17 protein-coding genes are annotated in these 26,206 nt (G+C 72.4%); 4 read left to right on the top strand and 13 right to left on the bottom strand.

All coding sequences use genetic code 11. The features are described from left to right. Window positions 1-159 precede the first annotated feature (159 nt). Window positions 160-1,158 carry a 1-phosphofructokinase gene (pfkB, locus tag WME96_RS10540; protein ID WP_437290017.1) on the top strand — a complete coding sequence of 333 codons (999 nt, stop codon included), beginning with the start codon at window positions 160-162 and terminating at the stop codon, window positions 1,156-1,158. Between the two features lie 45 nt (window positions 1,159-1,203). On the opposite strand, the gene WME96_RS10535 is transcribed toward pfkB, so the two are convergent. Next, window positions 1,204-2,265, bottom strand: coding sequence for a hypothetical protein (locus tag WME96_RS10535; protein WP_437290016.1), 1,062 nt, complete (start codon window positions 2,263-2,265; stop codon window positions 1,204-1,206). A gap of 529 nt (window positions 2,266-2,794) precedes the next feature. Continuing rightward, window positions 2,795-4,009, bottom strand: a complete 1,215-nt coding sequence (locus WME96_RS10530; protein ID WP_437290015.1) for a metallophosphoesterase — start codon at window positions 4,007-4,009, stop codon at window positions 2,795-2,797. A gap of 239 nt (window positions 4,010-4,248) precedes the next feature. Between WME96_RS10530 and WME96_RS10525 the strand changes: the two genes are divergently transcribed. Next, window positions 4,249-5,151 (top strand): bestrophin family protein, encoded by a 903-nt coding sequence (locus WME96_RS10525; RefSeq protein WP_437290014.1) that lies wholly within the window; start codon window positions 4,249-4,251, stop codon window positions 5,149-5,151. Between the two features lie 57 nt (window positions 5,152-5,208). On the opposite strand, the gene WME96_RS10520 is transcribed toward WME96_RS10525, so the two are convergent. From WME96_RS10520 to WME96_RS10510, 3 genes are all read right to left on the bottom strand, one after another. Continuing rightward, a complete protein-coding gene (locus tag WME96_RS10520; protein WP_437290013.1) occupies window positions 5,209-6,282 on the bottom strand; it encodes a cyclase family protein in 1,074 nt (357 codons plus the stop codon). Between the two features lie 228 nt (window positions 6,283-6,510). Beyond that, on the bottom strand, window positions 6,511-7,794 hold the full coding sequence (locus tag WME96_RS10515) for a PAS domain-containing protein (protein ID WP_437290012.1): 1,284 nt from the start codon (window positions 7,792-7,794) through the stop codon (window positions 6,511-6,513). Between the two features lie 126 nt (window positions 7,795-7,920). Then, window positions 7,921-10,449, bottom strand: coding sequence for a DUF3656 domain-containing U32 family peptidase (locus WME96_RS10510; RefSeq protein ID WP_437290011.1), 2,529 nt, complete (start codon window positions 10,447-10,449; stop codon window positions 7,921-7,923). A gap of 327 nt (window positions 10,450-10,776) precedes the next feature. On the opposite strand from WME96_RS10510, the gene WME96_RS10505 reads away from it, so the two are divergent. Then, window positions 10,777-13,566 carry an MXAN_6577-like cysteine-rich protein gene (locus WME96_RS10505; protein WP_437290010.1) on the top strand — a complete coding sequence of 930 codons (2,790 nt, stop codon included), beginning with the start codon at window positions 10,777-10,779 and terminating at the stop codon, window positions 13,564-13,566. Window positions 13,567-13,621: 55 nt separating this feature from the next. On the opposite strand, the gene WME96_RS10500 is transcribed toward WME96_RS10505, so the two are convergent. From WME96_RS10500 to WME96_RS10475, 6 genes are all read right to left on the bottom strand, one after another. After that, a complete protein-coding gene (locus WME96_RS10500; protein ID WP_437290009.1) occupies window positions 13,622-15,301 on the bottom strand; it encodes a methyl-accepting chemotaxis protein in 1,680 nt (559 codons plus the stop codon). After that, on the bottom strand, window positions 15,280-16,278 hold the full coding sequence (locus tag WME96_RS10495; RefSeq protein WP_437290008.1) for a CheR family methyltransferase: 999 nt from the start codon (window positions 16,276-16,278) through the stop codon (window positions 15,280-15,282). Before WME96_RS10495 ends, WME96_RS10500 begins: the two co-directional genes overlap by 22 nt. Beyond that, the gene (locus WME96_RS10490) at window positions 16,275-16,829 is read right to left on the bottom strand and encodes a chemotaxis protein CheW (RefSeq protein WP_437290007.1); all 555 of its coding nucleotides are present in this window, start codon (window positions 16,827-16,829) and stop codon (window positions 16,275-16,277) included. Before WME96_RS10490 ends, WME96_RS10495 begins: the two co-directional genes overlap by 4 nt. Before the next feature lie 55 nt (window positions 16,830-16,884). Then, window positions 16,885-18,573 (bottom strand): chemotaxis protein CheA, encoded by a 1,689-nt coding sequence (locus WME96_RS10485; protein ID WP_437290006.1) that lies wholly within the window; start codon window positions 18,571-18,573, stop codon window positions 16,885-16,887. A gap of 5 nt (window positions 18,574-18,578) precedes the next feature. Then, window positions 18,579-19,010: a chemotaxis protein CheD gene (locus tag WME96_RS10480; protein ID WP_437290005.1), complete on the bottom strand. Its 432-nt coding sequence runs from the start codon at window positions 19,008-19,010 to the stop codon at window positions 18,579-18,581. Between the two features lie 181 nt (window positions 19,011-19,191). Continuing rightward, a complete protein-coding gene (locus WME96_RS10475) occupies window positions 19,192-19,560 on the bottom strand; it encodes a response regulator (protein WP_437290004.1) in 369 nt (122 codons plus the stop codon). 854 nt (window positions 19,561-20,414) lie between these two features. On the opposite strand from WME96_RS10475, the gene WME96_RS10470 reads away from it, so the two are divergent. Next, window positions 20,415-23,738, top strand: a complete 3,324-nt coding sequence (locus WME96_RS10470; protein ID WP_437290003.1) for a DNA methyltransferase — start codon at window positions 20,415-20,417, stop codon at window positions 23,736-23,738. Window positions 23,739-23,939: 201 nt separating this feature from the next. Here the strand turns inward: WME96_RS10470 and WME96_RS10465 are convergent, their stop codons facing one another. Continuing rightward, window positions 23,940-25,241, bottom strand: a complete 1,302-nt coding sequence (locus WME96_RS10465; protein WP_437290002.1) for an enolase C-terminal domain-like protein — start codon at window positions 25,239-25,241, stop codon at window positions 23,940-23,942. 85 nt (window positions 25,242-25,326) lie between these two features. Continuing rightward, a complete protein-coding gene (locus tag WME96_RS10460; RefSeq protein WP_437290001.1) occupies window positions 25,327-25,977 on the bottom strand; it encodes an SCO family protein in 651 nt (216 codons plus the stop codon). Window positions 25,978-26,206 lie beyond the last annotated feature (229 nt).

Raw genomic sequence — 26,206 nt, 5'->3', positions numbered from 1 at the left:
TCCCATGCGGATCGGACTTCCGCCAGTGAGTATCCCTGTCTGGAACGCATGGAGAGCGCGCTCTGTTGCTCGGCGGTCCGCGAAGAGCATCGATGTCCGCGCCGTGAAGGGCGGTGTTGTACGGGGGGATATCTCCCCCCGGAGACGGGGGGGTGCGCGTTGCTGAAGCCGGGAGAGCGGGGCGCGGAGCCGTCGCGCCGCGAGGGGCTGGTGACGGTGACGCTGAACGCGGCGCTGGACCAGACGCTGGAGTGCCCGGGCTTCGCGGCCGGCGCGGTGAACCGGGTCGCGGCCCAGACGCTCACCGCGGGGGGCAAGGGCATCAACGTCGCCGCGCTGCTCGCGGGGCGCGCGGGTCCGGTCACGGCGGCGGGGTTCCTCGGCCGCGACAACGCGGGCCCGTTCGAGGCGCTGTTCCGCGAGCGCGGCATCCACGACCGCTGCGTGCGCCTGCCCGGCGGGAGCCGGGTCAACATCAAGGTGGTCGATCGCCAGGGACCGGAGGGACCGAAGGTCACGGACATCAACCTGCCGGGCCTCGCCGTCCCGCCGGAGGCGCTCTCGCGGCTCGTGGACGAGCTCGACGCGCTGGCCCGGGAGAACCGCTGGTTCGTGCTGGCCGGCAGCGTCCCGGCCGGGGTGCCCGACGACTTCTACGCGGACATGGTGCGGCGGCTCAGGGCGCGGGGCTGCTCCGTCGCGGTCGACGCGAGCGGCGCGGCGCTGCGCCACGCGGTGGCGGCGGGGCCCGACATGATCAAACCGAACCACCACGAGCTGGGCGAGCTGCTCGGTCGGCCGCTCCCGGGAGCGCGCGCGGAGGTCCTCCGCGCTGCACGCGAGCTCCAGCGGTCCGGCATCGGGCTGGTGGTGGTCTCGCTGGGCGCCGACGGCGCCCTCCTCGTGGACGCGGAGCGGGCGCTCCTGGCGGTGCCGCCGCCGATCGAGGTCGCGAGCACGGTCGGCGCCGGAGACGCCATGGTGGCGGGCGTGCTGGCGGCGCGGCTCGGGGCGAGCGGCGATCTGGAGGCGTGCGCGCGCCTCGGCACCGCGTTCGCGGCCGGCAAGCTGGCCGAGGTCGGGCCGGTGCTGCCGGCCGACGAGCGCATCGAGGAGCTCCGCGCGGCCACGCGCATCGAGCGTGTCGACCTTGCCTGACCCAGTCCGGAGAGAGGGTATACCTGCTGGCGATCGCGCCGGCGGTCAGCGCTCGACCAGCAGCACCGGGCTGCCCGAGAGGTCGAGCGCCACCTTGCCGCCGCCCGCGTCCAGGGGCGTCTTCGCGCCGTCCCACGCGTGGACCTCGAACCCCGTCGCTGTCGCGAGCTCGACGCTCGCGCGCGCCTCCTCCGTGTCGCCCGGCGTCACGGCCCAGAGGGCGATGCGGCGCTCGCCGTCCTTCCGGAAGACGGCGCCCCGCGCGCCTCCCGGCAGGGCGAGCTCCCTCGTCGCGGCGTCGTCGTACGACGCCCCGGAGAGCACCTCGGTGAGGGTGGTGTAGGCCTCGCCGAGATCGGTCTTGGTCGCCTGATCCACGCTGGTGAGGGCGCCGAGGTCGTCGTAGAGCCCCATGTGCGCGAACACGTCGTCGCTCCCCTCCTCGCCGTTCGAGAGGATGAACCAGTCGACGCCGCCGATGCCGCGCGCGTGCGCCATGATCATCACCTTGAGGAGGTAGTTGCGCGCGTACTCCGGGCTCCCCACGTCCGGGTAGTCCGGCGTCGGCGCGAGCGGCGCGCCGCTCTCCGAGACGTTCCACCCGTGCACCTCGACGCCGGCGCCGGCGAGCGCCTCGGCAAAGGCGTCTTTCGTGGCGAGGAGCTCGTCGACGGACGCGTCCGAGCTCTTCGGGCTGAAGATGGGATAATAGTGGAAGTCGATGACATCGATGTAGGCGCCGCCCTTCTCCGGATACTCCGGCGTGACGGCGCCGCCCTCGGGATTGTCGGTGTAACGCAGGATCGCGGAGAGGAACGACGGATAGCCGATGCCCCCCGTCGCGATCCGCGCGTCCGGGTCGGCCCGGCGCGCGGCCTCCTTCGTGACGCGCAGCATCCGTACGTAGTCGAAGATCGAGCCGTTGAACCGGGGGAGATCGGCGGCCCTGGGCGGCTCGGTATCCCACGTTTGAGTGACGCTCCAGTCGGCCACCCAGTCGGGCTCGTTCCACACGTGCCACAGGTGGATCCAGGGCTTGTACGTGTCGACGGTCCGGTACACGTACGACGCCCACACGTTGCCCGGGTTCACCGTCCCGTCGGGCAAGAAGATCGGTTCGTAAAGGCTCTTTGGTATGTAATGCTCGTTCTCCCAGTCGGCCGCGCCGGGCGGCGCCACGGTCATGTCCACCGACTCGGAGCCGATGAGGAACCCGATGTGATCGGCCATCCCCAGGGACGCATACGTCTGGATGTCGCCGAGCTCGATATCGACTCCCCACGTCGCGAGGTGGGCCGCCGGGAGCTTGACGCGGAGGCTGCGGGCGCCCGCGCGCGCCGCGAGGGTCGCCTCCTTGTCGTCGCCCCACGCCGCGTTGCGGTGGCCGAGGTTCACGCCGTGGCGAAACGCGCGAGGGAGCCCCGCGCCGCCGGCGCCGCTCCCTCCCCCGCCGGCGCCGCTCCCTCCTGCGCCGGCGCCGCTCCCTCCTCCGCCGGCGCCGTCATCGCCGCGCGGCGCGTCGCCCCCCGAACCACACGCGATGAGCGCGGAAGCGCACAGCAGCACGAACCCTCGGCGCATGAACGAGACCTCCTCCCGGCGGGCGCCGGGCGGCCAGTATAACGGCGCTCGGTCCTCACGCGCCGTCCGCGGCGAGGTGGACCTTGAGGACGCTCTCCTCGGCGGGCACGCCGAGCCGGAGGGGGAAGCCGTAGTGGCCAGTCCCGCGGTGCACGTAGAGCCGGTCGGGGCCGCGGGCCCACAGGCCGTGATCGGGCATGGTCACGAAGAGCCGCATGGCGGTCCAGGTGCCGCCGAGGCTGACGATGCCGACCTGCCCGCCGTGGGTGTGGCCCGACAGCACGAGGTCTCCCTCCCCCTCGCCGAGGTGGCGGAACGCGCCCGGATCGTGGAGCAGGATGAGCCGGAGCGCGCCGCGGACGCGCGGGTGCCGGGCGCAGACCTCCGCCATGCGCTCCGCGCGATCGCGGTAGTGGAAGTCCATCCCGAGGATCTGCACCGGCCCCGCGGCGGTCTCGATGAGCGCGGCGTCGTCCACGAGCAGGCGCGCGCCCGCCCGGGCGAGCGCGGTCGCGACGTGGCCGGGCGCCTCGTGATCATGGTTGCCGTGGCAGGCGAACACCCGGCCCTCGAGGGCGCGGAGCGGCGACAGCGCCTCGGCGAGGTGCTCCGCGGTGCCCTGCGACTCCATGGTCAGGTAATCGCCGGTGAGCACGACGAGGTCGGGGTCGCGCTCGACCGCGCGCTCGCAGATGCCGCGGAGCCGCGCGACGGACATGAACGGTCCGAGGTGGGGGTCGGTGATCTGGACGATGCGGAGGGGGCGGCGCGCGTCGGGCGCCTGCTCGCGCGGCAGCGGGTGGCGGCGCAGCCCCTCGACGCGGGCGCGGTCGACGACGAGCTCGACCTCCTCGCGACGCGCGGTGAGCGACTGGAGGATGCCGATGCCCGCCAGGGCGAACGGCACCCAGAGGCCGTACGGCGTCGCCCCGAGCCCGCCCGCGATGGCCCACGGGAACGACAGAAAGGTCGCCGCGACGAAATAGGACGCGGGGATGCTCACCAGCGCGCGGTAGGCGACCGGGCGCATGCGCGGGCGCGAGAGCAGGAGGAAGTGCAGGTACACCGCGCCGTGGAGGTACGCGAACGCCGGCGCGAGCGGGCCGACGTGACGGAAGAGCGCGCACGCGATCAGGGTGTGGATGCCGAGCAGCACGCCGACGAAGCGCGCGTAGAGCCCGCCGCGGCGGCGCCTCGCCGCCGCCACGACGGCGATCCAGGCGAGGACCGAGGCCACCCAGAACAGGACGATGGGGGACGGGAACGTCAAGCTGCAGCTCCAGGCGACTCAGGCGTACAGAGCCACCGTGGTCTGCCCTGCCTGGTCGGACGCCAAGTCTCCCGCGTCCAGGGTGTCCGCGCCAGGATCCCGGGGCCGCTCGAGGCATGGTTGAGCCGGCCCAGGCAAGACGGCGCCCCGCCTGGCGGCGTTGCGACAGAGGCACCTCGCTGGTACGGAGGCGATGAGGCCTCTCTCCACCATGGCTCCCGCCGCGAGGGTCGCGCCCGATGATCCCCTACCCGAGAAGCGATTGGCTTCACATGCTGGTCTCCCCGCGCGGCTCCTTCTCGCCGGGCGTGATGCGGCGGGTGCTGGCCTTCGGAGCCATCGCGGCGGCGCAGTGGCTCGCGAACAGGTACATCCCGCGCGTGGGCCTGTCGATTGGCCTGTACGAGGTCGCGGGCGCGGTGATCGCGCTCATCCTCGCGTTCCGCACGAACACGGCCTATAACCGCTTCTGGGAAGGCCGGACGCTCTGGGGCTCGATCGTGAACGCGAGCCGCAACATCACGCGCATCGTGAAGGCGCACGCGGCGGTGGACCCGGCCGCGGTGCGCGAGTTTGCCGTCTGGGTGGTCGTGTTCGTCCATGCCTCACGGCGCTCGCTCCGCGGTCAGTCCGAGCGCCCGGAGATCGAGCGGCTCCTGTCGGCGGAGCAGGCCGAGGCGATGGCGGCGCACGCCCACCCGCCCCTCCACGCCGCGCAGCAGATCTCCGAGCGCATCGCGGCCTTCGCGCGGGCCGGGAGCCTCGAGCGCAACATGGCGGTGTGCGCCGAGGAGGAGCTGAACACGCTGGTCAACTGCCTCGGCGGCTGCGAGCGCATCCTCAAGACGCCGACGCCCCTCGGCTACGTGCTGCTCCTGCAGCGCGGCGTGGTGCTTTATCTGGCGACGCTGCCCCTCGCCCTCATCGACGCGATCGGCGCCATGACGCCCATCGTGACGATGATGGTCGCCTACCCCGTCCTGATGATCGAGGCGCTCGGCGGGGAGCTCGACGATCCGTTCGGCCACGAGCCGAACGATCTGCCGCTCACGCGCATCTGCGATACCATCGAGCGCAACCTCCTCGACTCGTCGTCGCTCGCCCTGGTGATGGCCTCGAAGGCCGAGAGCTACGTGCACTGAGCGCCGGGCGGCCGGCTCCTCGCTCCGCTCTCGCTCGGAGCCGAGGCCCTGCTCCGCTCACCGGATCGCGAGCGGGATCCCGGGCGATCCGGACGCGCCGCGGAGGGGCAGCGGGCTGTAGACGTAGAAGAACTCGTACGGGCTCCTGTGGCCGCGGGGCCGCTCCTCGAGCTCGGCGGCCAGATCCGCGGCCAGCTCCGAGAGCACCATCGCCTCGTGCATGAAGATCCCACTCTTCACCAGCAGGTGATGGTGGACCGGGAAGACCACGCCCGGCGCGACAGGAGGCTTCGGCGGGGTGACCTCGATGCCGAAGTTGTCCGACCCGACGCAGGCGATTCCCCTGGACGAGAGCCACTTTGCGACCTCGAGCCCGATCCCCGGCTGGGCCAGCCCCACGCCCGGCTGCGTGTAATACCCCTCGGTGCCGAGCTCCCAGTTCTCCTCCCAGCCCGTGAAGATCAGCACGACGTCGCCGGCGCCGATGTCGCGCGCGTCCATCTTCTGCGCGCGCAGCGTCTTCATCACCATGGACAGCGTGATCTCCTGGCCCCACGCGAGCGTCTCCCCGCCGTTCGCGTGGCGCTTCACGTCGAGGAGCACGCCGCGCGTGACGAGGGGTTTCACGTGCTCGACGCCGAGGTGCGCGAGCCCGTCTTCCGTCATGACCTCGGCGCCCGTGAACTGGTTGTAGAACAGCGCGTCGGCGGGGTCGGAGCTCCCGGGCGGGATGTAGCCGAAATGCCCCAGCGCGTCGAACTGCGTCCCCATCTGGCCGAACTCCCCGTGCATCACCTCGGAGTTCGTGACCTGCTGCGCCAGCAGCGTGACCGGCCCGGCCTCCACGGAGAGCCCCTGGTTGCCGGGGAACGTCGCCATACCCGGCTCGTAGACGTGGCCCAGGCGATAGACCTTGCCCTCCTTGATCAGGCGCTTGCCGTCGAGGACCTTGTCGGGCGTCTGCGTGTTGGACGCGCCCGCCTCGTCGTCTGGGCCCCACGGCGAGGGATCGGGCACCGGATCGTACGCCTCCAGCACCGGCACGCCGCGGGCCAGCGCCGCGCCTCCGATCAGGCTGGCGGCCATGGTCACCACGATCGCGCCCCGTAACGGCATCACTCCAGGCTTCATCGACAACCTCCCTGGGCTACATCGCACGTTGTACCGACAGCGCCGCACGCGCCCGTCACGGGCGCGGACGCATGTCATCACCATGATACACCGAAATGGGCGCCAGAGCACCGCTATCCCGCGATATTCGCGGTCTTCGTCGAATCCGCATTCCGTGGAGCGCTTGTGCGCACGCGCGCACGCGCGTACACCCGGGGTCTTACAGGGGGCGCGCGCGGCTATCAGCGGCTACCAGCGGCGCCGGCCTCCGAGCGCGTAGGCAATGCCGCTCTGCAGGGTCCCTTTGGTCACGATGCCGCTCAGATCGGCGCCCAGCGTCGTGAGCGTCTGCGCGATCTGCGGCTTGATCCCGGTGAGCACGACCCGGGTGCCGAGCAGCCCCGCGGCCCGCGCCGCGTCGACGAGCGATCGCGCCACCCGCGCGTCCACGTCCTTCACCCCGGTGATGTCGAGGATCGCGATCTTGGCTTTCTGGGCGGCGATCCCTTCGAGCAGCGTCGTCAGGATCTGCTCGGCGCGCGCGGGGTCGACGCTCCCGACGATCGGCATCGCGACGACGCCGCGCGCCAGGGGCAAGAGCGGCGTGATGAGCTCCTGGATCGTCGCCTGCTGCATCTCGATGAGCTGCCGCTGCATCTCCGCGCGCTCGGCCTCGGCCTGCTTGGTCCGGCTGATGTCCACCGAGACAGTCCCGACCGCGTAGAGCTTCCCCTCGGCGTCGCGGATGGGGAACTTGGTCGACAGGTACGTGCGCGGACCGTCGGGATAGACGAGCACGTGCTCGGACGCGCCGGGCCGCCCGGCGGCCGCCGTCTCTTCATTGGCCTTTCGTATCGAGGCGGACGCCGCCGGCGGGAGGAGGTCATAGACGACCTTTCCGAGCAACTCCTCGCGGCTCATCCTGTAATAGGACTCGATTTCGCGGTTCACGAGCAGGAGCCGGCCCTCGACGTCCACCGCGACCATCATGGACGGCGTGTATTCGAGGAATCCATGGAGCAGGCTCTCGCTCCTCTCGAGCATCTGCTCCGTATGCTTGCGCGCCGTGATGTCGTGCGCCGACCCCAGCATCCGGCGCCCCCGCCCCTCCGGTCCGCGGTCGAGCGCGACGCCTCGCTCGAGGAACCAGCGCCAGCCGCCGTCGCGGCCGCGCGCGCGGTACTCCACCGTCGCCTGCTCCCCGCTCTCCCCGGCGGCCACGCGAGCCCGGTACTCCTCGATGCGATCGAGCTCGTCTGGATGGAACATCGAGGATGGGCCGTCGCCGCGGAGCGGGCCCGCCGCCCCCCCGCCCCCTCCGGCGAGCTCGCCGAACTCCCGGTTCCAGTAGATGTACCGCCGCTCGTCGAGATCGAGGACGTAAACGAGGGAGGGCAGCGCGTCGAGCAAGCGGTCCGGGATGCCGCGGTCGGCCTCCTCCAGCTCGGCATTGCGGGAGCGCAGGCGCTGCACTTCCTTCCGCAACGCAACCACCTCCGCCTCGAGCGCCACGGTCTTCTGCGGCTCGTTCATCGCCTCCCGGGGGATCTTATCCCAGCTTCGGGCTATGGCGGATCACAATCTTCCTTATCATACAGGATTCCGCGAGCGGCCTTGCCCCGCTCCGCGCACAACCTGGGGAAATTCATTCTCCCCCGCTCAGGCCTGCAGCACCCGCAGCGACCCCCTCACCACTCCATAGCTCCCCTCGGCCCGCAGCCCGCGCGCGACCTCCGCGGGCGCCACCTCCCCGGCGAGCAGCCGCCGGTACGCCTCCACCACCCGCCGCGCCCCCTCGGCGTCCTCGCGCACGAGCTCGATCCGGAACCGCCGCACACCGCTCTTCGCCAGCCTCGGCACGAGGTGCGCCGCGCTCTGCGGCGCCGCGTGAAACACCGTGTTCCGACACCCCACGTCCGCCTCGAGCGGGTGATCCATCCCCGCACGATCCCGCAACGACAGCGCGTGCTCCTCGCACGGCCGGCCGCAGGTGCGGTGATCCTTGCCCTCCGAGAGCGTCGCCGCGATGACGCAGTGTTCCATGTGGAAGAGCGGCATCGGGTGGTGCACCACCACCTCGGCGAACGGCGCGAACGGCGAGTCGAGCAGCGCCTCGAGCTGCGCGGCGTCGAGGTCGAACGACGGCGTGAACGCGGCGAGCCCCCGCGAGAGGACCTCGCGCGCGGCCAGCTTGTTCGTGACGTTCAGCGAGAAATCGCCGATCCGGGGCACGCCCGGCGTCGCGTCGAGCAGCGCGCCGAGGCTGCGGACCAGGATCGCCGCCGGCCCGAGCGAGAGCAGGTACCTGTCGATCTTCTCCTCGCCCGGCTTGCGGATCCGCGGCGGCGCGACCGCCACCGAGGCCCCGGCCGCGATGAGCTCGCGCGCCGCGGCGCCGAGGCCGACCATCTCCAGGAAATCGAGGTACACGCCGCTCGCGCCCGCGCCGAGCGCCGCGCGCGCCTGGGCCACGTTGCGGCACAGCACGAAGAGGCCGGGCGGCGGCGGCTCGACCGCCGGGGGGACGGCCCCGGCGACGAGATCCTCGGCCGGCGCGGCAGCGCTCGGGTGCGCCCGGTGCGACGCCTCGAGGAGCGCCGCGACGAGCGCCCGGCGGGCGCGGTTCAGCGCCGACGGCGGCACGAGCGCCGGCCCGTCGAGCGACAGCCCGACGCCGCGCAGCACGAACGGCGTGTCCCCGAGCCGGTCGAGCTGCTTGCGCAGCGTGGCCTCGTCGAGCGGCGACCGATCGGCGCGGCCGAGCGGGGCGTCGACCTCGACCGCGACCGCCGCGCCGCCGTCGGCCACCGCCGAGAGCCGCGGGCGCTCGCCGAGGCGGCCCTCCAGGCGGACGTCGATCGCCACGCGGCGCGGGGCCCGATCGAGCGCCTCGCGGACCTCGCGCGCCGCCGCGGGGTCGCTCGTGCGGAAGACGCGGCGCCCGCGCAGCGACCGGGTCCCGCGCAGCACGTCGTCCGGCAGGCGCTTGTCAGGGCCGAGCCAGACCTCGACGTCGCCGCCCGCCGGCGCGCGCTCGACCTCGCGGCCGTCGATCCACAGCCCCCAGATGCGGCCGCCGATCTCGCCCTCGCCGGCGAAGCCGCCCTCCACGAGGATCCCCTCGCCGCGCGCGAGCGGCCGGGCGGCGCGCACCACCACGACCTCGTGGCCGCGCCGGCGCCCGGCGCCGCGCGCCTCGCCCACCTCGAGGCCGCGGTGGTCGCAGGTGCGGCCGTCGACGAGGCGCTGGTGGTCGACGCCGCGCAGGAAGCCGGGCCCCGAGCCGCGCGAGAACGCCTGGAGCGCCGCCTCGCGATCCGCGGGTTCCGGTCCGGCTGCCCCGCCGAGCGCCGCGTCGATCGCGGCCCGGTAGAGCCGCGCGGTGGCGCCGACGTACTCGGGGCCCTTCAGGCGCCCCTCGATCTTCACCGAGGCGACGCCGAGGGCGACGAGGTCCGGGATGACGTCGGTGGCGTCGAGGTCCTCCGGCGAGAGCAGGTACGCCGCGTCGCCGAGGTCGCGGAGCGCGCCGTCCACGACGAGCCGGTACGGCAGGCGGCAGGCCTGGGCGCACGCGCCGCGGTTGGCGCTGCGGCCGCCGATGGCCTCGCTCGTCAGGCACTGCCCCGAGTAGGCGATGCAGAGCGCCCCGTGCACGAAGACCTCGAGCTCGACGTCCGTCGCCCGGCGGATGGCCGCGATGTCGTCGAGCGAGAGCTCCCGGGCGAGGATGACGCGCGCGGCGCCGAGCGAGCGCGCGAGCTCGACGCCGGCCGCGTCGGTGCAGGTCATCTGCGTCGAGGCGTGGATCGGGAGCCCGGGCGCGATCGCCCGCGCGAGGCGCATCACCCCGAGGTCCTGGACGATGATCGCGTCGGCGCCGGCCGCGGCGCAGGCCTCGATCGCGGCGCGGACGGCCGAGAGCTCGTCGTCGAACACGAGCGTGTTCAGGGTGACGTAGCCCTTCACGCCGTGGGCGTGCAGGAAGCGCATCGTCTCCGCGAGCTCCGCCGCGTCGAAGTTCGCGGCCCGGGCGCGGGCGTTGAAGGGCGAGGGCGCCGCCGAGGCGCCCGAGGCGCCGCCCCGGAGGCCGAAGTAGACGGCATCGGCGCCGCCGCGCACGGCCGCTTCAAGGGCGGCGCGGTCGCCGGCCGGGGCGAGGACTTCAGGGCGCGCGGACCGCATCATAGGCGGGCGGTTCTAGCAAGGCGCGCAGCGGTTGTCCCCGCGCCGCGAGCAAGAAAGCGTCTCAGTCGCGCTCGCTCCGGCGCGCCCGAGCGCCTTGACCTGCCTTCCCGAGGTGGGGCACGATCCCGCAACAGCCCACCCGACCGAAACGCCCTCTGGCCCTCGCCGGCCGGCGCGGCGAGGCCTCGATGGCCGGGTCGGATGAGCGGCCGTGACGACCTTCCCCATCAACCACCAGCGCGGAACTCGGGAGCTGAACGTCGGAGAGGCGCTTGCATTTCCCGCCCGCCCATGCGTCTCCACGGCGCATGCCGCAAAGGGATGCCGATGACGAGAGACCGATTTCGCTTCAGGTACGCGCTCTCACCGGCCGTCTCCTGGCTGCCCGCCGCCGTCCTGGCGGTGACGTCCGCGTGCTCCAGCGAGGTGGCGTCGGAGCCGATCTGCGATGCCCCCTACTCGAACTGCGGCGGCGTCTGCGTGGCGCTGCGCTCCGATCGCGACCACTGCGGCGCCTGCGGCAATGAATGTTCGTCCGGCGAGCTGTGCGTCGCCGGCGCCTGCGAGGCGCGGCCGCCGCAGGGAGCCGGGGTCGGCGGCAGCGATGGCGTCCCGGGAGGCGACGGCGGCGGCCCGGAAGACGACGGCGGCGCGGGCGGCGATCCGGCGGCGTGCGACGAGACCCGCTACGTGAAGCGGTGCGACGGCGCCTGCGTCGACACGCGCACCGACCCGGATCATTGCGGCAGGTGCGGCCAGGCATGCGACCCGGGCCGCGCGTGCGCCGGCGGGCGGTGCCAGCCGATCTGCCGGGAGGGCTTCACCGAGTGCGCCGGCGCCTGCGTCGACCTCGACGCGGATGCGCAGCACTGCGGTCGCTGCGGTCACGCCTGCGATCCCGGGCAACCGTGCGAGGCCGGCTCCTGCGGGTGCAGCACGGAGCCCTCCGAGGACATCGGATCCACCGTCCCCCAGCGGGTGAGCGGCACCACGCGCGGCGCCGACGACAGCCGCTTGCCGAGCTGCGGGGCGCCGGACACCGCCGATCATACGTTCCTGTTCACCGCCCCCACGACGGGGACGTACTTCTTCGACACCCTCGAGGCGCCGTTCGACACGACGCTCGCGGCGCTCGCGGCGAGCACCTGCGCCGAGCTGGCCTGCAACGACGACGGCGAAGGCATCCAGTCGCAGATCGCCGTCGATCTCCTCGAGGGGGAGTCCATCCTCGTGGTGGTGAGCGGCGCGAGCGGCGCGGAGGGCGACTTCACCCTCCGCGTGACCCAGCCGGGGCCGGTCATGTGCACGCCGACCGCCCTCGAGCCCGTGGTACCGCAGACGCTGACGGGCACGACCGTGGGGCTCGAGGACTCGGTGTATTACAACTGTGGCGTCACCTCGCTCCCGGACGCCACCTACACGTTCGCGGCCCCCGAGGCGGGCACCTACGTCTTCAGCGCGCGCGTCCCGGAGGAGACCATCATCGACATCCTCGACGGCGGCGCGTGCGACGGCGATTCGCTCGGCTGCCAGTACGGCTACGGCCAGACGAACAAGATCGTGGAGCTCGATGCCGGGCAAACGGTGCTCGTCGCCGTGTCGGGCCCGAGCGGCCCGCTGACCCGCTTCGCGCTGGACATCTTCGAGGCCCCTCCGTGCCCGGGCCAGGATCTCGGCTCGACGGTCCCGCAGACGGTGACGGGGAGCAACGAGGGGCTCTCCAACGTGCTGTCGGCCTGCTACGCCTTCTCGACCGGCGGCGAGGCGACCTACGGCTTCACCGCGCCGCGCGACGGCGTGTACCTGTTCGACACCGAGGGGTCGACCTTCCCCGTCCTGATGGAGGTGCGCCGCGGCTCCTGCGCCGGCGAGATCGTCACTTGCTCTGACAGCGAGCTCTCCCCGGCACGGATCACGACCCCTCTCACGGCCGGCGAGACCGCGGTCATCGTGCTGGACACGTACAGCCGCACGGGTGATTACCGGCTCGAGATCAGCGAGATAGCGTGCCCGGTGATCGACCTCGGCTCGACGGCCCCACAGACGGTCACGGGCACGACCGCCGGGTTCACCGACGTGCTCGCGCCGAGCTGCGGCTACTCCGGCGGGCCCGAGGTGACCTATCGCTTCACCGCCCCGGCCGACGGCCTCTACACCTTCAACACGGAGGGCTCGGCGTTCGACACGACCGTGGACGTGCGGGACGGCTCGTGCGCCGGCCGCTCGCTCCGGTGCAACGACAACGTGGACCCGACGGGGGAGCTCACCCACTCGCAGGTGAGCCTGCTCCTCTCCGCCGATCAGACAGTGATCGTCTCCGTGGACAGCAACTTCACGAGCGGCGAGTACACGCTGAACGTCACCCAGCAGGAGGCGCCGCCGTGCCCGCTCATCGATCTCGGCAGCACCGTCCCGCAGACGGTGACGGGCAGCAACGAGGGCTATCCCGATCTGCTCACCCCCGAGTGCGGCGGGGGCGCCGGCGGTGAGGCGACCTATCGATTCACGGCCCCCGCGGAGGGATACTACGTCTTCGACACCGCAGGCTCCACCATCGAGACGGTGCTGTCCGTGCGCGAGGACGGCTGCGGAGGCCCCGAGCTCGCCTGCGCCAGCGACGGCGCGCGCTCGCGGACGATCGTCTGGCTCGAGGCGGAGCAGACCGTCGTGCTCAGCGTCGACAGCAACGGCGACGAGGGCGAGTACATGCTCAACGCGGGCCAGTTCGACGGCTCCGGCACGTGCGAGGCGCCCATCGAGCTGGCGTCCGTCGTCCCGCAGACCGCGACGGGGACGACCCGGGGGAGCCTGGAGGAGCGGGGCGCGAGCTGCGGCGGCTCCAGCGCGCCCGAGGTCCTCTATTCGTTCACCGCGCCCGAGGCGGGGACCTACACGATCGACACGCACGACTCCGAGTACGACACGGTCCTCGCCGTCTTCCACGACGACTGCTCGGGCGACGAGCTCGCGTGCAGCGACGACGCGCCCCCGGAGGGCGACTGGTTCCCGGTCACGTCGGAGCTCACGGTGTCGCTCGACGCGGGGCAGACCATCCTCATCCAGGTCGACGGCTACGACCGGAGCTCCGGCTCCTACGCGCTCAACATCCGTCGTTGACCCGCCCCGCGCCGCGCCGCCGGGCGGCGCCGCGGTTCCCCCATCCCGACAGGATCTAGAACGGGACGAAGTCCTGATCGCCCCCGGCGTGCGGCACGCGCCCGTTGCTCGACGCGCCGCCGCTCGGGGGGCCCTTCTGCGGCGGCCTCCACAGCGCCCTGCTGCCGCGGCGGTCCGGTAGACGCCCCGGCGCCGCAGGCCTGTGGCCCGGGTCGCCGTCGCCCTCCTGCGCGAGGCGGAACGACGACATCACGTTCTGGAGCTGCTCTGCCTGCGCCGAGAGCTCGGCCGCCGTGCTGGCGAGCTCCTCCGAGATCGCCGCGTTGCGCTGCGTGGCCTGCTCTATCAGCTCCACCGCCCCGCTGATCTGGGCCACGCCGTTCGACTGCTCCTTGGACGCCACGGCGACGCCCTGCACCAGCTCCGCGGTCTCCCGGATCGACGGGACGAGCTCCGCGATGAGCTGTCCCGAGCGCTCCGCGACGACGATGCTCGACGCGGCGAACGAGCCGATCTCCTTCGCCGCGTCCCGGCTTCGCTCGGCCAGCCGCCGCACCTCCGTGGCGACCACGGCGAACCCCTTGCCGTGCTCACCCGCGCGAGCCGCCTCGATCGCGGCGTTCAAGGCGAGCAGGTTCGTCTGGTACGCGATCTCCTCGATGATCACGATCCGCTGGGTGATCGCCTTCATCGCCTCGACCGTCTCCCGGACCGCCTGACCGCTCTGCTCCGCGTCCCTCGTCCTCCGGTGCGCCGTCTCCTCGACCTGCTTGCAGTTGGCCGCGTTCTTCGCGATCGTGCCGCTCAGCTGCTGCAGGCTGGTCATCGTCTCCTCCACGGACGCCGCCTGCTCGCTGGTGCCCTGCGACAGGCTCTGCGCCGTCGCCGAGAGCTGCACCGAGACCGAGGAGACCGAGACCGCGCCGCTCCGGACCTCGCCGATGAGGCCCGCCAGGCGCTCCGACATGGCCTTCACGGCGCCGAGCATCTGGCCGAACTCGTCGGAGCTCTTCACGGTGACGTCGCCCGTGAAGTCGCCCCCGGCGATGCGCTGGTGGATCGATACCGCCTGGTTGAGGGGCACCAGCATCATCCTGGTGAAGAGGACGGCGAGCACGGCGGCGACGACGAGCGCGAGCAGACCTCCTATCTGCAGCGTCACGTACATCGTCTGGACGAGCGCGTTCGTCGCCGCCTGCCGCTGGGCGAGGAGGGCGATCTCCTCGTCGTCGATCTCCTTGAGCGTCGCGCGCATCTGGTCCATGAGGCCCTTCTCGCGCCCCTTCCTGATCTCCTCGGCGGCGCGATCCACCGGCGCCTTCAGATCGTCCGCGCTGCGGCGTTGCTGGATGATCGGCTCCAGCACGGAGGAGAGCCACTCGTCCTGGAGCTTGTCGACCTTATCGAGGCGCGCCTGCTGACGCGGGTTGTCCCTGGTGAGCTCCCGGGCGCGACTCATGCTTTGCTCGAACCGATCGCGCCCGCTGCGGTACGGCTCCAGGAACGACTCGACCCCGGTGATGATGAAGCCACGCTCCCCTGTCTCGGTGTCGAGCAGCGACTCCATGATCTCGCTCGTCGCGAGCATCACCTCGTACGTGTGCTGGTCCCATGAGCGGGCCTCGTCGAGCTCCGCGAACCTCTTGTAGGCCGTGCCCGCCAGTCCGAGGACGATGACGACCATGGCGGCGAAGCCGAGGTAGAGCTTCCGGCCTACTCCGATATGCGCAAGCATGATGCATGCTCCGGGCTGGATGTGTTGCGGCTTCCTTCGAGCCCTGCCGGGGGCTGGAGCCGATAGACGGATGGCGCGACGCACCGCACGCGGTGGTCCGTCCCATGGAGGCCCTCGGCGTGTCCGAGGAACAGGTACCCTGAAGGCGCGAGGCTGGCGATGAGCCTCGCCACGATCGACGCCTTCGTCGCGGCGTCGAAGTAGATGAGGACGTTCCGGCAGAAGATGAGATCGAACAGGCCGAATCGCTTGGGCGCCGCGTCGAGCAGGTTGAAGCGCCGGAAGGTGATGAGCCTGCGCAGCTCCGGCTGGGCCTTCATGAGGCCCGCGCTCGCGCCCGTCCCCCGGAGCATGTAGGCGCGCAGGCGCTCCTCCGGGATCTCCGCGGCCCGCTCGATCGGCCACACCGCGCGTTGCGCCTGGTCGAGCGCGCGGACGGACAGGTCCGTCGCGAGGATGCAGATCCCCGGAGCGCCGGTCGACGCGGCGCCGGCCCGTGGCGGGGCAGCGTCGACCGGCGCGTCGCTGCGATCGCGGAAGTGCGGGCTGTCGAGCACCGACATCGCTATCGAGTAGGGCTCTTCCCCGGTGGAGCAGGCCGCGCTCCAGGCGCGCAGCGGGCGGCGGCCGCGCGCGAAGGGCGCCCCGTGGCCCGCGCTCTCGTGCCACGCCGGGAGGATCTCGCGCTCGAGGAGCTCGAACTGATCGCGCTCCCGGAAGAAATGGGTCTCGTTCGTGCAGATGCAGTCGAGCATGTGCACGAGCTCGCCCTCGCCGTCCGGCGCTGTCACGCGGCGGTAGTACTCGCCGAAGCTGCGGAGCCCGAGCGCGCGGAGCCGGGGCCCGAGGCGGCAGAGCAGGAGCGGCTTCTTCTGCGGGCCGAGCGCGATGCCCGAGGCGCGCTTGACGAGCCGCTGGAACAGCGCGAAATCCTCGTCGCTGAGGGTGCGCGGGCTCAGCTCGGCGAGCGACATCATGGCCTGTCCCCCTCGCCGGCCGGCGCGCCGTGGCTGCCTGGGAGCGCCGGCGGGGCCCCGGGGGTCGGGGGGCCGGGCGTCGCCGAGGCGAAGAGCTCCGCCGGCGAGAGGATGCGGTCGATGTTGAGCAGCAGCACGAGCTTCTGGCCCACCTTCGCCATCCCGAGCAGCTGATCCACGCGCACCTGCGCGCCGAAGGCTGGCGCGTGCTCGATCTCGTCCTCGGAGAGCGTGAGCACATCGCCCACGCCGTCGATGAGCAGGCCGAGGCGGGTGTTCTCGCCGTCGAGCTCGGTCTCGACGATGAGGACGCACGTCCACCGGCTCACCCTCGTCGGCGGCAGCCCGAGCTTGACCGCGAGATCGATGACCGGCACGACGCGGCCGCGGAGGTTCATGGCGCCGACGATACACGCTGGCATCATCGGCACCCGCGATGTGACGCAGTGCTCGACGATCTCCCGCGCCCGGAGGATGTTCACCGCGTACTCGTCCCCCGCGATGATGAAGGAGATGTATTGCGACACGGGGCTCGACGCGTCCGCGATCATGACGCCTCCATGAAGAGAGATGGGAAACGCGCCCCCTGCGCGCCGGGGCGCCGGCTCATACCGGGCTGCCTCCGGCGGCCGATGGCGCTGCCCTGCGCTCGTCGGGGGCGTCGACCGGGCCGAGGTCCCTGAGGACGCCGCCGAGCAACGCGTCGACGTCGAGGATCATCGCCACGCTGCCGTCGCCGAGGATGGTCGAGCCGGAGATGCCGCGGACGCGGCGAAACAGCTGGCCGAGCGGCTTGACCACCGTGCGCCCCTCGCCGTCGAGGACGTCGACCACGATGCCGGCCTCGGCGCCGTCGTGCGCGACGACGACGACGCGCTCCTCCGGCGGAGGAGATCCGCCGAGCCCGAAGAGCGCCCGGAGGCGGACGCACGGCAGCGCGCGTCCGCGCCGGATCATGAGCCCCTGGGCGCCGCCGTGCGCGAGCGCGCCGCGGGGCAGATCGCAGCAGGCGAGCACCGCGCGAAGCGGGATCACGTACCTCTCGCCGCCGATCCCGACGGAGAGCCCCTCGATGGTGGCCAGGGTGAGCGGGAGCTGGATCGACAGCGACGTGCCGTCTCCTTCGCGGCTCTCGATCCGGATCGTGCCCTGGATCGACTCCACGCTTCGCCGCACGACATCCATGCCCATGCCGCGCCCCGCCAGGTGGGACGACTCCACCGCCGTGGAGAACCCGGGCTCGAACACGAGGCTGAAGAGCTCCTGATCGGCGAGCGTCTCGGGCGCCGGGTGCCCCCCCAGCGCGCGGACGCGGGCGGCGATGCGCTCGCGGCTCATCCCGGCGCCGTCGTCGGAGATCCGGAGCGCGATGCCGCCCCGCTCGTGCGCGGCGTGCAGGGTGATCGTGCCGCAGGGGTCCTTGCCCGCGGCGAACCGCGCCTCGGGCGGCTCGATGCCGTGACAGATCGCGTTGCGCAGGAGGTGCGTCAGGGCGTCCCGGAACCGCTCGACGACGGCCGTGTCCACCTCGACGTCGCCGTCGACGACGACGAGGCGCGCCTGCCTGCCTTGCGCGTGGGCGAGATCGCGCACCGTGCGCTCGTAGTGCCGGAACCAGGGGCCGACCGGCACCATGCGCGCGGCGCGCACCGCCTCCTCCAGCTCCTTGCAGAGCCGATCTTGCTCCTCCATCTCGTCGCGCAGCGCAGCGCCGGCCTCCCCGCGCACCGCGCGGAGCGTCCGGGCGATCCTGTTCCGGCCGAGGGTGAGCTCTCCGATGAGATCCGCCATGCGATCGAGCTTCTCGACGGCGACACGGATGCTCTTGATGCTTGTCGCTGCCTCCGCTTCGTCCTCGGTCCCGCGGCGCGCGCTCGCCGCCCCCGCGTCCTCTTTCGCCTTCAGCCCTCCGCGCCGCGCTTCCGCCAGGCGCGCGACGACCTCTCTGTACGAGGTGCTGCGCTCGGCCTGCCCCCGCTCGACCTCGGCGACGAGCCCGCGGGCTGCGTCCACCGTCTCGAGCAGCAGCGAGACAACGGGCGTCGAGAGCGGGAGTTCGCCGCGGCAGAGCGCCTCGATGACGTCCTCGGCGGCGTGCCCGAGCTCGCTCAAGCCGCCGAGGCCTACCGAGCCGGCGCTCCCCTTGAGCGTATGGGTGGCGCGGAAGATGCGCTGGAGGACGTCATGAGCGTCGCGGCCGGTCTCGAGCTGCAGCAGAGCGCGCTCGATCTCGTCGACGATCTCGTGCGCCTCTGGCATGAACGTATGGAGCAGCTCGTCGCGATCGCAGTCCATGCGGCTCACAGAAGCTGGATCGAGATGGCGCCGTCGCTCGTCCGGAAGACGATCTTGCGTCCCCGGTTGCCGCCCGTGTCCTGCTGGGCGATCCGTATCCGCTCCGCGCGCAGGAACGCGAGCCCGGCATCCACGTTCTGGGCGCCGAGGTGGGTGCCGCGCTCCCGGAACGCGGAGATGAGGCAAGCGCCCCCGACGATGCGCGCTTGCAGCGCCCGGCTGGAGGCCCCGAGCTTCACGAGGCGCTCGAGGAGGCGCTGACACGCGAACTCGGCGAAGCGGACCGACGCCATCGCCGGGTTCGGACAGTCCGGGAGCACGTAATGGTTCATCCCGCCGACGCCGGTGGTAGCGTCCCAGAGGCAGATCGCCACACAGGACCCGACGATGGTGGTCACCGTGGTCGGCTCGGGCGAGGCGAAGAGCTGGCCTGGCATGACGTGTTGGATCTCCGTCGGCAGCGAGCGCCAGCTCGGCGGTCCGACCGACGCGGACGGCGCGCTCGGGTCGGACGGACTGGTCCTCTCCTCTCTGCCGACATCGTCGGGCAGCGGTATGGCTCCGTCGTCGCCGCTGGAAGGGGCCAGACGTCTGGCCTCGGATGCCCTCGCCGCCATGTCAGTCCCCAAGGCAGTTCCTGACCTTTTCCAGGAGCTCCATCGTGTCGATGGGCTTCGTGACGAAATCGGAGCAGCCGCACCGGAATCCCTGTTCCATGTGCGCGACATCGCTCCGGCTGGTGACGAGCAGGATCGGCGTGCTGCGCGTCACATCGTCCGCGCGCAGCTGCCGGCAGGCGTCGAACCCGTTCATGTGCGGCATGACGACATCGAGGAGGATGAGATCCGGCCGCTGCTCCAAGGCCACTTCGATCCCCTGGCTGCCGTCGTTCGCCGTGATGAGGTCGTAGTGCTCGCCCAGCGCCATCTGCTCGATGCGCAGGATGGTCTTGGAATCGTCGACCAGCAGAATCTTCTTCCGCGGCATCGTCCCCCCCTCGATCCGATTCAATCGTCCCCCTCTCGATCCGATTCAGCGGGCATGGCGCGGCCGTGCCATCGAGCATGGCCAGCATGACTCCCCCTCTTCCACCTACCTACAGGCCGTCTCCCCCGGTGCGGGATCACCCTATCACGAGAGCAGGTGGAAACTACAATAGAAATTTGCAACAGGCACGCATCTGGTCCCTGTCGGTCGCGATGATTCACCGTCGCGCCCGGATCCTCCGTGAGGTTCGAGGCCACGACTCGGGTGGCATGCGGGCGGGCGGACGCTGGCGTCGGTAGGCCTGCAGCCGGAGCGCGCAGCCTCGAGCGGCGGCGCCATCCCCGCAGCGACAGCGCTCGCGCGCGGAACAGGCGCGCGAGCGCCGCGACAGAGAGCTCATGGAGGTCGAAGGCAGGTGGAAGGGAGGCAGCAGGGAGGCAGGTAGCAGGAAAGCCAAGGATGTGCGCCGCAACGACGCACAGCAAGCCTGAAGGAGCGACGCGCGGTTGCGTTCGGGCGCCGAGCCCAGGGCACATCATCGCCCACCTGGTCGACGGCTTCCCGCGTCACCGGGGCGGTGGCCATGGAGGAGACACCGAACAAACTCTGCGTTCTCTGTACCTCTACGGCTCAGATCCTGTGTGTTCGAATTCTTCGCCATGATGGCGCCAGGGATGAGCTTCGGAGACGCCTGTTGGGCTCCGCCCGACGGCCGTCAAGCGCCCGGGGAGCGCGCGCGAGGAAGACGGAAATAGCTCGTTCGAGCTCGACCGACGGTCCGGCCGCTCGAGACGTTCGTCAGGCAGAACCTGCGCCGGATCGCCCGGCGCTCGCGTACACTCCCGGCGCGCGGCATGGATCAGCCCGTCCCCGGGGTCAGCAGGGCGCAGCAGGCAGACGTCGCGGGTGCGCTCGCGGAGCGGGCCTTCGGCGCGCTCGGCGTCCTGCTCCGCGGCTTCGAGGAGGCGGCCGAGCGCGACGGGCCGGACGCGCTCGAGGACGCCCTCGCCCGCGGTCCGGAGCACCTCTACGGCGGGCTCCTGGCCGCGCTCCTCCGGCTCGTGTTCCTGCTCCACGCGGAGGCTCGCGGGCTCCTGCCGGTCGAGCACCCGCACTACGCGGCGCACCTCGGCGTGCTCTCGCTGTTCCGGGAGCTCGCGGCGGAGCGCGGCGCGAGCCCGGCCGCGATGCGGCGGCGCTTCGGGGCGTGGGAGCGGCTCGTCGCGCTGTTCCGCGCCGTGTTTCACGGGATCCGCCGGCCCGAGCTGACCCTGCCGGCGCGGCGAGGGCAGCTCTTCGACCCCGAGCGCTACCCGTTCCTGGAGCGCGCGGGGACCGGCGCAACCCGGGCGAGCGCGGCGAGCGCCCCCGGCGGCGCACGCGCGCGCGGGGCGGCGGCGGAGCGCCGCGAGGCGCCGTGGGGCGGTGGCCGGTGGCAGGCGCCGTCGGTCGACGACGCCACGGTGTACGCCGTGCTCGAGCGGCTCCTCGTGCTCGACGGGCGGCCGATGTCGTACCAGGCCCTCGACGTCGAGCAGATCGGCGGCCTCTACGAGGCGCTCATGGGCTACCGGGTCGAGCGCGCCGCCGGGACGACCGTGTGCCTCCGGCCGGAGAAGGTCTGGGTGAGCGCGGCCGAGGCGCTCGCGCAGCCGAGGGCGCGGCGGGCGGCCTGGGTCGCCGAGCGGGCGGGGCTCTCGCGGCGGGAGGCGCGGGCCCTCGGCGAGGCGCTCGCCGCCGCGAGGACCGAGGGCGACCTCCTCGAGGCGCTCGGGCCGCTGCGCGCGAGGGACGCCGAGGTGCTCGAGGCGGGGCGGCTGTACCTCCAGCCGGGCGCCGAGCGGCGGCGGACGAGCTCCCATTACACCCCGAGGAGCCTGTCGGCGCCGATCGTCGCGCGCACGCTCGAGCCCCTCGTGCGGCAGATCGGGGACGAGCCGCCCTCGGAGCGCCTCCTCGGGCTCGCCATCTGCGATCCCGCGATGGGGTCCGGCGCCTTTCTCATGGAGGCGTGCCGGTACCTGGCCGACCGGGTGGTCGCCGCCTGGACCCGCGAGGCCGCGCGCGGCGACGCGGCGGCGGCGCGGCGGCTCGCCGGCGACGCGGCGGGCGGGGACGTCGTGAGCCTGGCGCGGCGGCTCGTGGCGCAGCGCTGCCTGTACGGCGCCGACAAGAACCCGTTCGCGGTGAGCCTGGCGCGGCTGTCGCTCTGGCTCGTGGCGCGCGCCACGGACGAGCCGTTCACGTTCGTCGATCACGCCCTCCGCCACGGCGACTCGCTGGTGGGGCTCGACCTCGCCCAGCTCCGCGCGTTCCACTGGGAGCCCGCCGCGCCGGCGTCGCCGTTCCGCGAGGCCGTCGACGCGGCGGTCGACGCGGCGCTCCGGCTGCGGCGGCAGCTCGCGGACGGCGCCGGCGGCGCGGAGGGTGACGCGGCGCGGAGCGGCAACGCCGCCGCGGCCCGGCTGGCGCAGGAGGCGATCGGCCGGGCGCGGCTCCTCGGCGATCTCGTGGTGGGCGCGTTCTTCGCGCACGAGAGGGACCGGGACCGCCAGCGGGAGCGCGACCGCCGGGCGAGGCTCGCGAGCGCGTGGCTCAGCGGCGGGGGGCCGCCGCCGGAGGAGCTCCTGGCGATGCAGCGCGCGCTCCGGGAGGGCGCGCCCGGGGGATCGCCGCCGCTGCCGGCGTTCCACTGGCCGCTGGAGTTCCCGGAGGTGTTCCAGGAGCCGCGCGCGGCCGACGAGGAGCCGGGCGGCGCTCCGGCGCCGCGCTCGGGGAGGCTCGACGCGTTCGTGGGGAATCCGCCGTTCCTCGGCGGCAAGCGGATCTCGACGGATCACGGCGACGTCTACGCCGCGTGGCTCGAGGCGCTGCACGGCGCCACGAGGAACACCGATCTGGCGGCCCACTTCTTCCGCCGCGCGGCCGCGCTGATCGGGCGCCGCGGGACGGTGGGGCTCATCGCCACGAACACGATCGCGCAGGGCGACACCCGGCGATCGGGGCTCCAGCCGCTCGTCGAGGGCGGGCGGGCGATCATCTACCACGCGGTCCGCAGCTCCCCGTGGCCCGGGGACGCGGCGGTCCACGTCGCCGTCGTCCACCTCGCCGTGGGCATGTGGCCGCGCGACGGCGTGCCGCCGCCCCGCCTCGACGGCCGCCCCGTGCGCCACATCAACTCGCACCTGCGCGCCATGCCGGAGCGGCCCGACCCGCGCCCGCTGCGTGCGAGTCAGGATCTGTGCTTCATCGGCTGCTTCCTGCGCGGCGGGGGCTTCGTCCTCGCCGAGGGCGAGGGGCGGGCGCTGCGCGCGGCCGATCCGGCGGCGGGCGAGGTGCTCCGGCCGTTCCTCGGCGGCGAGGAGGTCAACTCCTCCCCTTCGCACAGCCCGCACCGCTGCGTGATCGACTTCGGCGAGCGCGGGCTCGAGGAGGCCAGTCGGTGGCCCGGGCTCCTGTCGATCGTCCGGAGCCGGGTGAAGCCCGAGCGCGATCGCCTGAGGAGCACGGGGGTGGACGCGGGCCACAAGGCGCGCTGGTGGCAGTTCGCGAACCCGCGCCCGGAGCTCCGGCGCAGGCTGGCGCCGCTGCGGCGGTGCCTCGTCGCGGCGCGGGTGACGAAGCACCTCTGCTTCGCGTTCCAGCCCGTGGACCGGACGTTCTCGGACCAGCTCTGCGTCTTCGCCATCGAGGATCACGCGCGCTTCGCGGTGCTCCAGTCGCGCGCGCACGAGGCGTGGGCGCGCCTGCTCTCCTCGACGATGGGAGAGGGCCTCCGGTACGCGCCGTCGGACTGCGTGGAGACGTTCCCCTTCCCTGGCCCGGAGCACCTCGGCCCTGGGGGCCCCGTCGAGGCCGCCGGCGAGCGCCTCTACGCGGCGCGCGCCCGGTTGATGACCGAGCTGGGAGAGGGCCTGACCGCGATGTACAATCTCCTCAAGGACCCTGCCTGCGCGCGCCCCGGCGTCGTCGAGCTCCGACGTCTCCACGAGGAGATGGACCGCGCCGTCCTCGCCGCGTACGGGTTCGACGACATCGAGGTCCCCCCGTACACCGCGCCGTCCACGCCCGGCGAGCGGCAAGCGGCGGGTGCGTTCGAGGACCAGGTGATCGACCGGCTCTTCGCGCTGAACGAGGCGCGCGCCGCGGAGGAAGAGCGGGAGCGCGGAGACGGCTAGCGCCGGTCGCCTTGGGTGATCCCTGGTTCATGAGAGGAATTAACCACAGAGGCACAGAGGGCACAGAGGGGAGAGAGAGAGAGAGAAAAAAAATCTCTCTCTCCTCTGGCCTCTGTGCCCTCTGTGCCTCTGTGGTTCCAATTCTTCCCGTCATGGAGCAGGACGAGCCGGTCCGAGGACACGGCACTTCGTCAGCCTGTCTCACTTGGCCCACGCCGCGCCCGTCGGAAACTCGAACTGATCGAGCGACTCGGGCCGCATGGTGATGCTGTACCCCGGCGCGGCGGGCGGCATGTAGCGGCCAGCCTGGAGGACGACCGGATCGACGAAGTGCTCGTGAAGGTGATCGACATACTCCAGGATGCGGTCCTCGAGCGACGCGCTCACGCAGATGTAGTCGAAGAGCGAGATGTGCTGCATGATCTCGGAGAGGCCGACCCCGCCGGTGTGAGGGCAGACCGGGACGCCGAACTTGGCCGCCATGAGTAGGACGGCGAGCACCTCGTTGACGCCCCCCAGCCGGGCGCCGTCGACCTGGCAGAACCGGATCGCGCCCGCCTGGAACATCTGCTTGAACATGACGCGATTGTGGGTGTGCTCCCCCGTCGCCACGCCGATCGGCGCGATCGCCCTGGCGATCGCGGCGTGGCCGAGGATGTCGTCGGGGCTCGTCGGCTCCTCGATCCACCACGGATCGAACACGGCGAGCCGCTGCATGCTGGCGATGGCCTGGCCCACGTCCCACACCTGGTTGGCATCCATCATGAGCCGCCGCTGCGCCCCGATCTCTTCCCGGACGATCCGCGCCCGGCGGACGTCGTCATCGATGCTCGCGCCGACCTTGATCTTGAAATGCGAGAAGCCGCGCGCGAGCGCCTCGCGGCAGAGCTGGCGCAGCTTGTCGTCGGGATAGCCGATCCACCCTGCCGACGTCGTGTAGGCGGGAAACCCGCGCTGCCGCATCTCGTCCTCCCGCGCTCCGCGGGTAGCCGCGCTCCGGCGGAGGATCTCGAGCGCCTCCTCGGGGCTCAGCACATCCGTGATGTAGCGGAAGCTGACGCTGCGGACGAGCTCCTCCGGGGTCATGTCCACGAGCAGCTTCCACAGCGGTTTGCGCGCGGTCTTCGCCCACAGGTCCCAGGCCGCGTTGACGACGGCGGCCGTCGCCAGGTGGATGATCCCCTTCTCCGGGCCGACCCAGCGGAGCTGGCTATCGCCGGTGATCTCGTCCCAGAAGGCGCCCATGTCGGCCGTGATGGCGTCGACGCGCCTGCCCACGAGCATCGGGCGGAGCGCGTCGATCGCCGCCACGCACAGCTCGTTGCCACGGCCGATCGTGAACGTCAGCCCATGCCCCTCGTTCCGCTCCGGGCCGTCGGTCCTGAGCACGACGTAGGCCGCAGAGTAGTCCGGCCTCGGGTTCATGGCGTCCGAGCCGGCGAGAGAGCGCGAGGTCGGAAAGCGGATGTCGCGGGCGATGACATCGGTGATGCGCACGGACATGGGGTCCCCCTTCGTGTGGACTACGCCGGACAGCGCGCCGGAGATGTCGATGCGGCCAATGCTGGAGGGAGCGTCGCTGTCGCGGCTAACCGCCGCTGGCCCGCTGCGCCGCCGGCCCTCGCGACAGGAAGGCGCGGACCTCCTCGGCGAGGCGCGCGGGCGGCGCGATGCCGTCCACGCGCGTCCAGCGCCCCTCCGCCTCGCGGCCGATGAGCGTCACCGGGGTGTGCTGCTCCTTGATCGGCGCGCGCCCGCCCAGCGCGTCGAGCACCCGCCTCACGCGCTCGCGGCTGCCCGTCAGGAACACCCAGCCCGGCCGCCGGCCGAACTTGTCCGCATAGCGCTTCAGCCGCTCGGGCGTGTCGGTCGCCGGGTCGAGCGAGATGGAGACGAGCCGCACGTCCCGCTCCAGCGCGTCGCCGAGCTCGCCCTGGAGCCGGCCGAAGATCGCCGTCATGGGCGAGCAGATCGTCGTGCAGGCGGTGAAGATGAAGTTGACGACGAGCACGCGGCCCTTCGCGAGCTCGCGCAGGCGGACCGGCGCGCCGTCCTGGTCCACGAGCTCCTCGTCCGGCACCGCGACGTCCGGCGCCGGCGCCGAGCGCACCGCCGCAGCGGCGCCCGGCCCCGCTGCTGGCGCCGGCGTCCCGCTGGCGTCGCCGTCGCCCGGAGGCCCGCCCCCGCGGCCGCACGAGGCGACGGCGAGCGCGCCGGCGAGGAGCAAAGCGTTCGACACGGAAGACGAGAGAGAGCGCATATCGGCCTCACCGCAGATCCCTGCCCGGCCGCATCGAACGGCTGCCGTCCGAGCGTCACCCTCCAGCTGGTTGATCGGCGCGCGGCGCGCGCCGCACGCCGGCGACGCCGCATGCCGGGACTGGCCAGCAGGCCTGGAGCTTTGTCTGCTCGGTCCCGTCAGGTCAAGAATCTTTGCGCTGCGCCGGAGATGCAGAGTCGAGGCAGGC

Origin of the sequence: Sorangium sp. So ce406, assembly GCF_051474675.1 — a bacterium.
GTDB classification, from domain to species: domain Bacteria; phylum Myxococcota_A; class Polyangia; order Polyangiales; family Polyangiaceae; genus Sorangium; species Sorangium cellulosum_G.
This window is presented reverse-complemented; position numbering and strand designations above follow the sequence as displayed.

Coding starts and splice junctions, on each gene's coding strand:
- WME96_RS10525 (WP_437290014.1), top strand. CDS start 4,249: ATGATCCCCTACCCGAGAAGCGATTGGCTTCACATGCTGGTCTCCCCG.
- WME96_RS10520 (WP_437290013.1), bottom strand. CDS start 6,282: ATGAAGCCTGGAGTGATGCCGTTACGGGGCGCGATCGTGGTGACCATG.
- WME96_RS10515 (WP_437290012.1), bottom strand. CDS start 7,794: ATGAACGAGCCGCAGAAGACCGTGGCGCTCGAGGCGGAGGTGGTTGCG.
- WME96_RS10510 (WP_437290011.1), bottom strand. CDS start 10,449: ATGATGCGGTCCGCGCGCCCTGAAGTCCTCGCCCCGGCCGGCGACCGC.
- WME96_RS10505 (WP_437290010.1), top strand. CDS start 10,777: ATGACGAGAGACCGATTTCGCTTCAGGTACGCGCTCTCACCGGCCGTC.
- WME96_RS10500 (WP_437290009.1), bottom strand. CDS start 15,301: ATGCTTGCGCATATCGGAGTAGGCCGGAAGCTCTACCTCGGCTTCGCC.
- WME96_RS10495 (WP_437290008.1), bottom strand. CDS start 16,278: ATGATGTCGCTCGCCGAGCTGAGCCCGCGCACCCTCAGCGACGAGGAT.
- WME96_RS10490 (WP_437290007.1), bottom strand. CDS start 16,829: ATGATCGCGGACGCGTCGAGCCCCGTGTCGCAATACATCTCCTTCATC.
- WME96_RS10485 (WP_437290006.1), bottom strand. CDS start 18,573: ATGGACTGCGATCGCGACGAGCTGCTCCATACGTTCATGCCAGAGGCG.
- WME96_RS10480 (WP_437290005.1), bottom strand. CDS start 19,010: ATGCCAGGCCAGCTCTTCGCCTCGCCCGAGCCGACCACGGTGACCACC.
- WME96_RS10475 (WP_437290004.1), bottom strand. CDS start 19,560: ATGCCGCGGAAGAAGATTCTGCTGGTCGACGATTCCAAGACCATCCTG.
- WME96_RS10470 (WP_437290003.1), top strand. CDS start 20,415: ATGGATCAGCCCGTCCCCGGGGTCAGCAGGGCGCAGCAGGCAGACGTC.
- WME96_RS10465 (WP_437290002.1), bottom strand. CDS start 25,241: ATGTCCGTGCGCATCACCGATGTCATCGCCCGCGACATCCGCTTTCCG.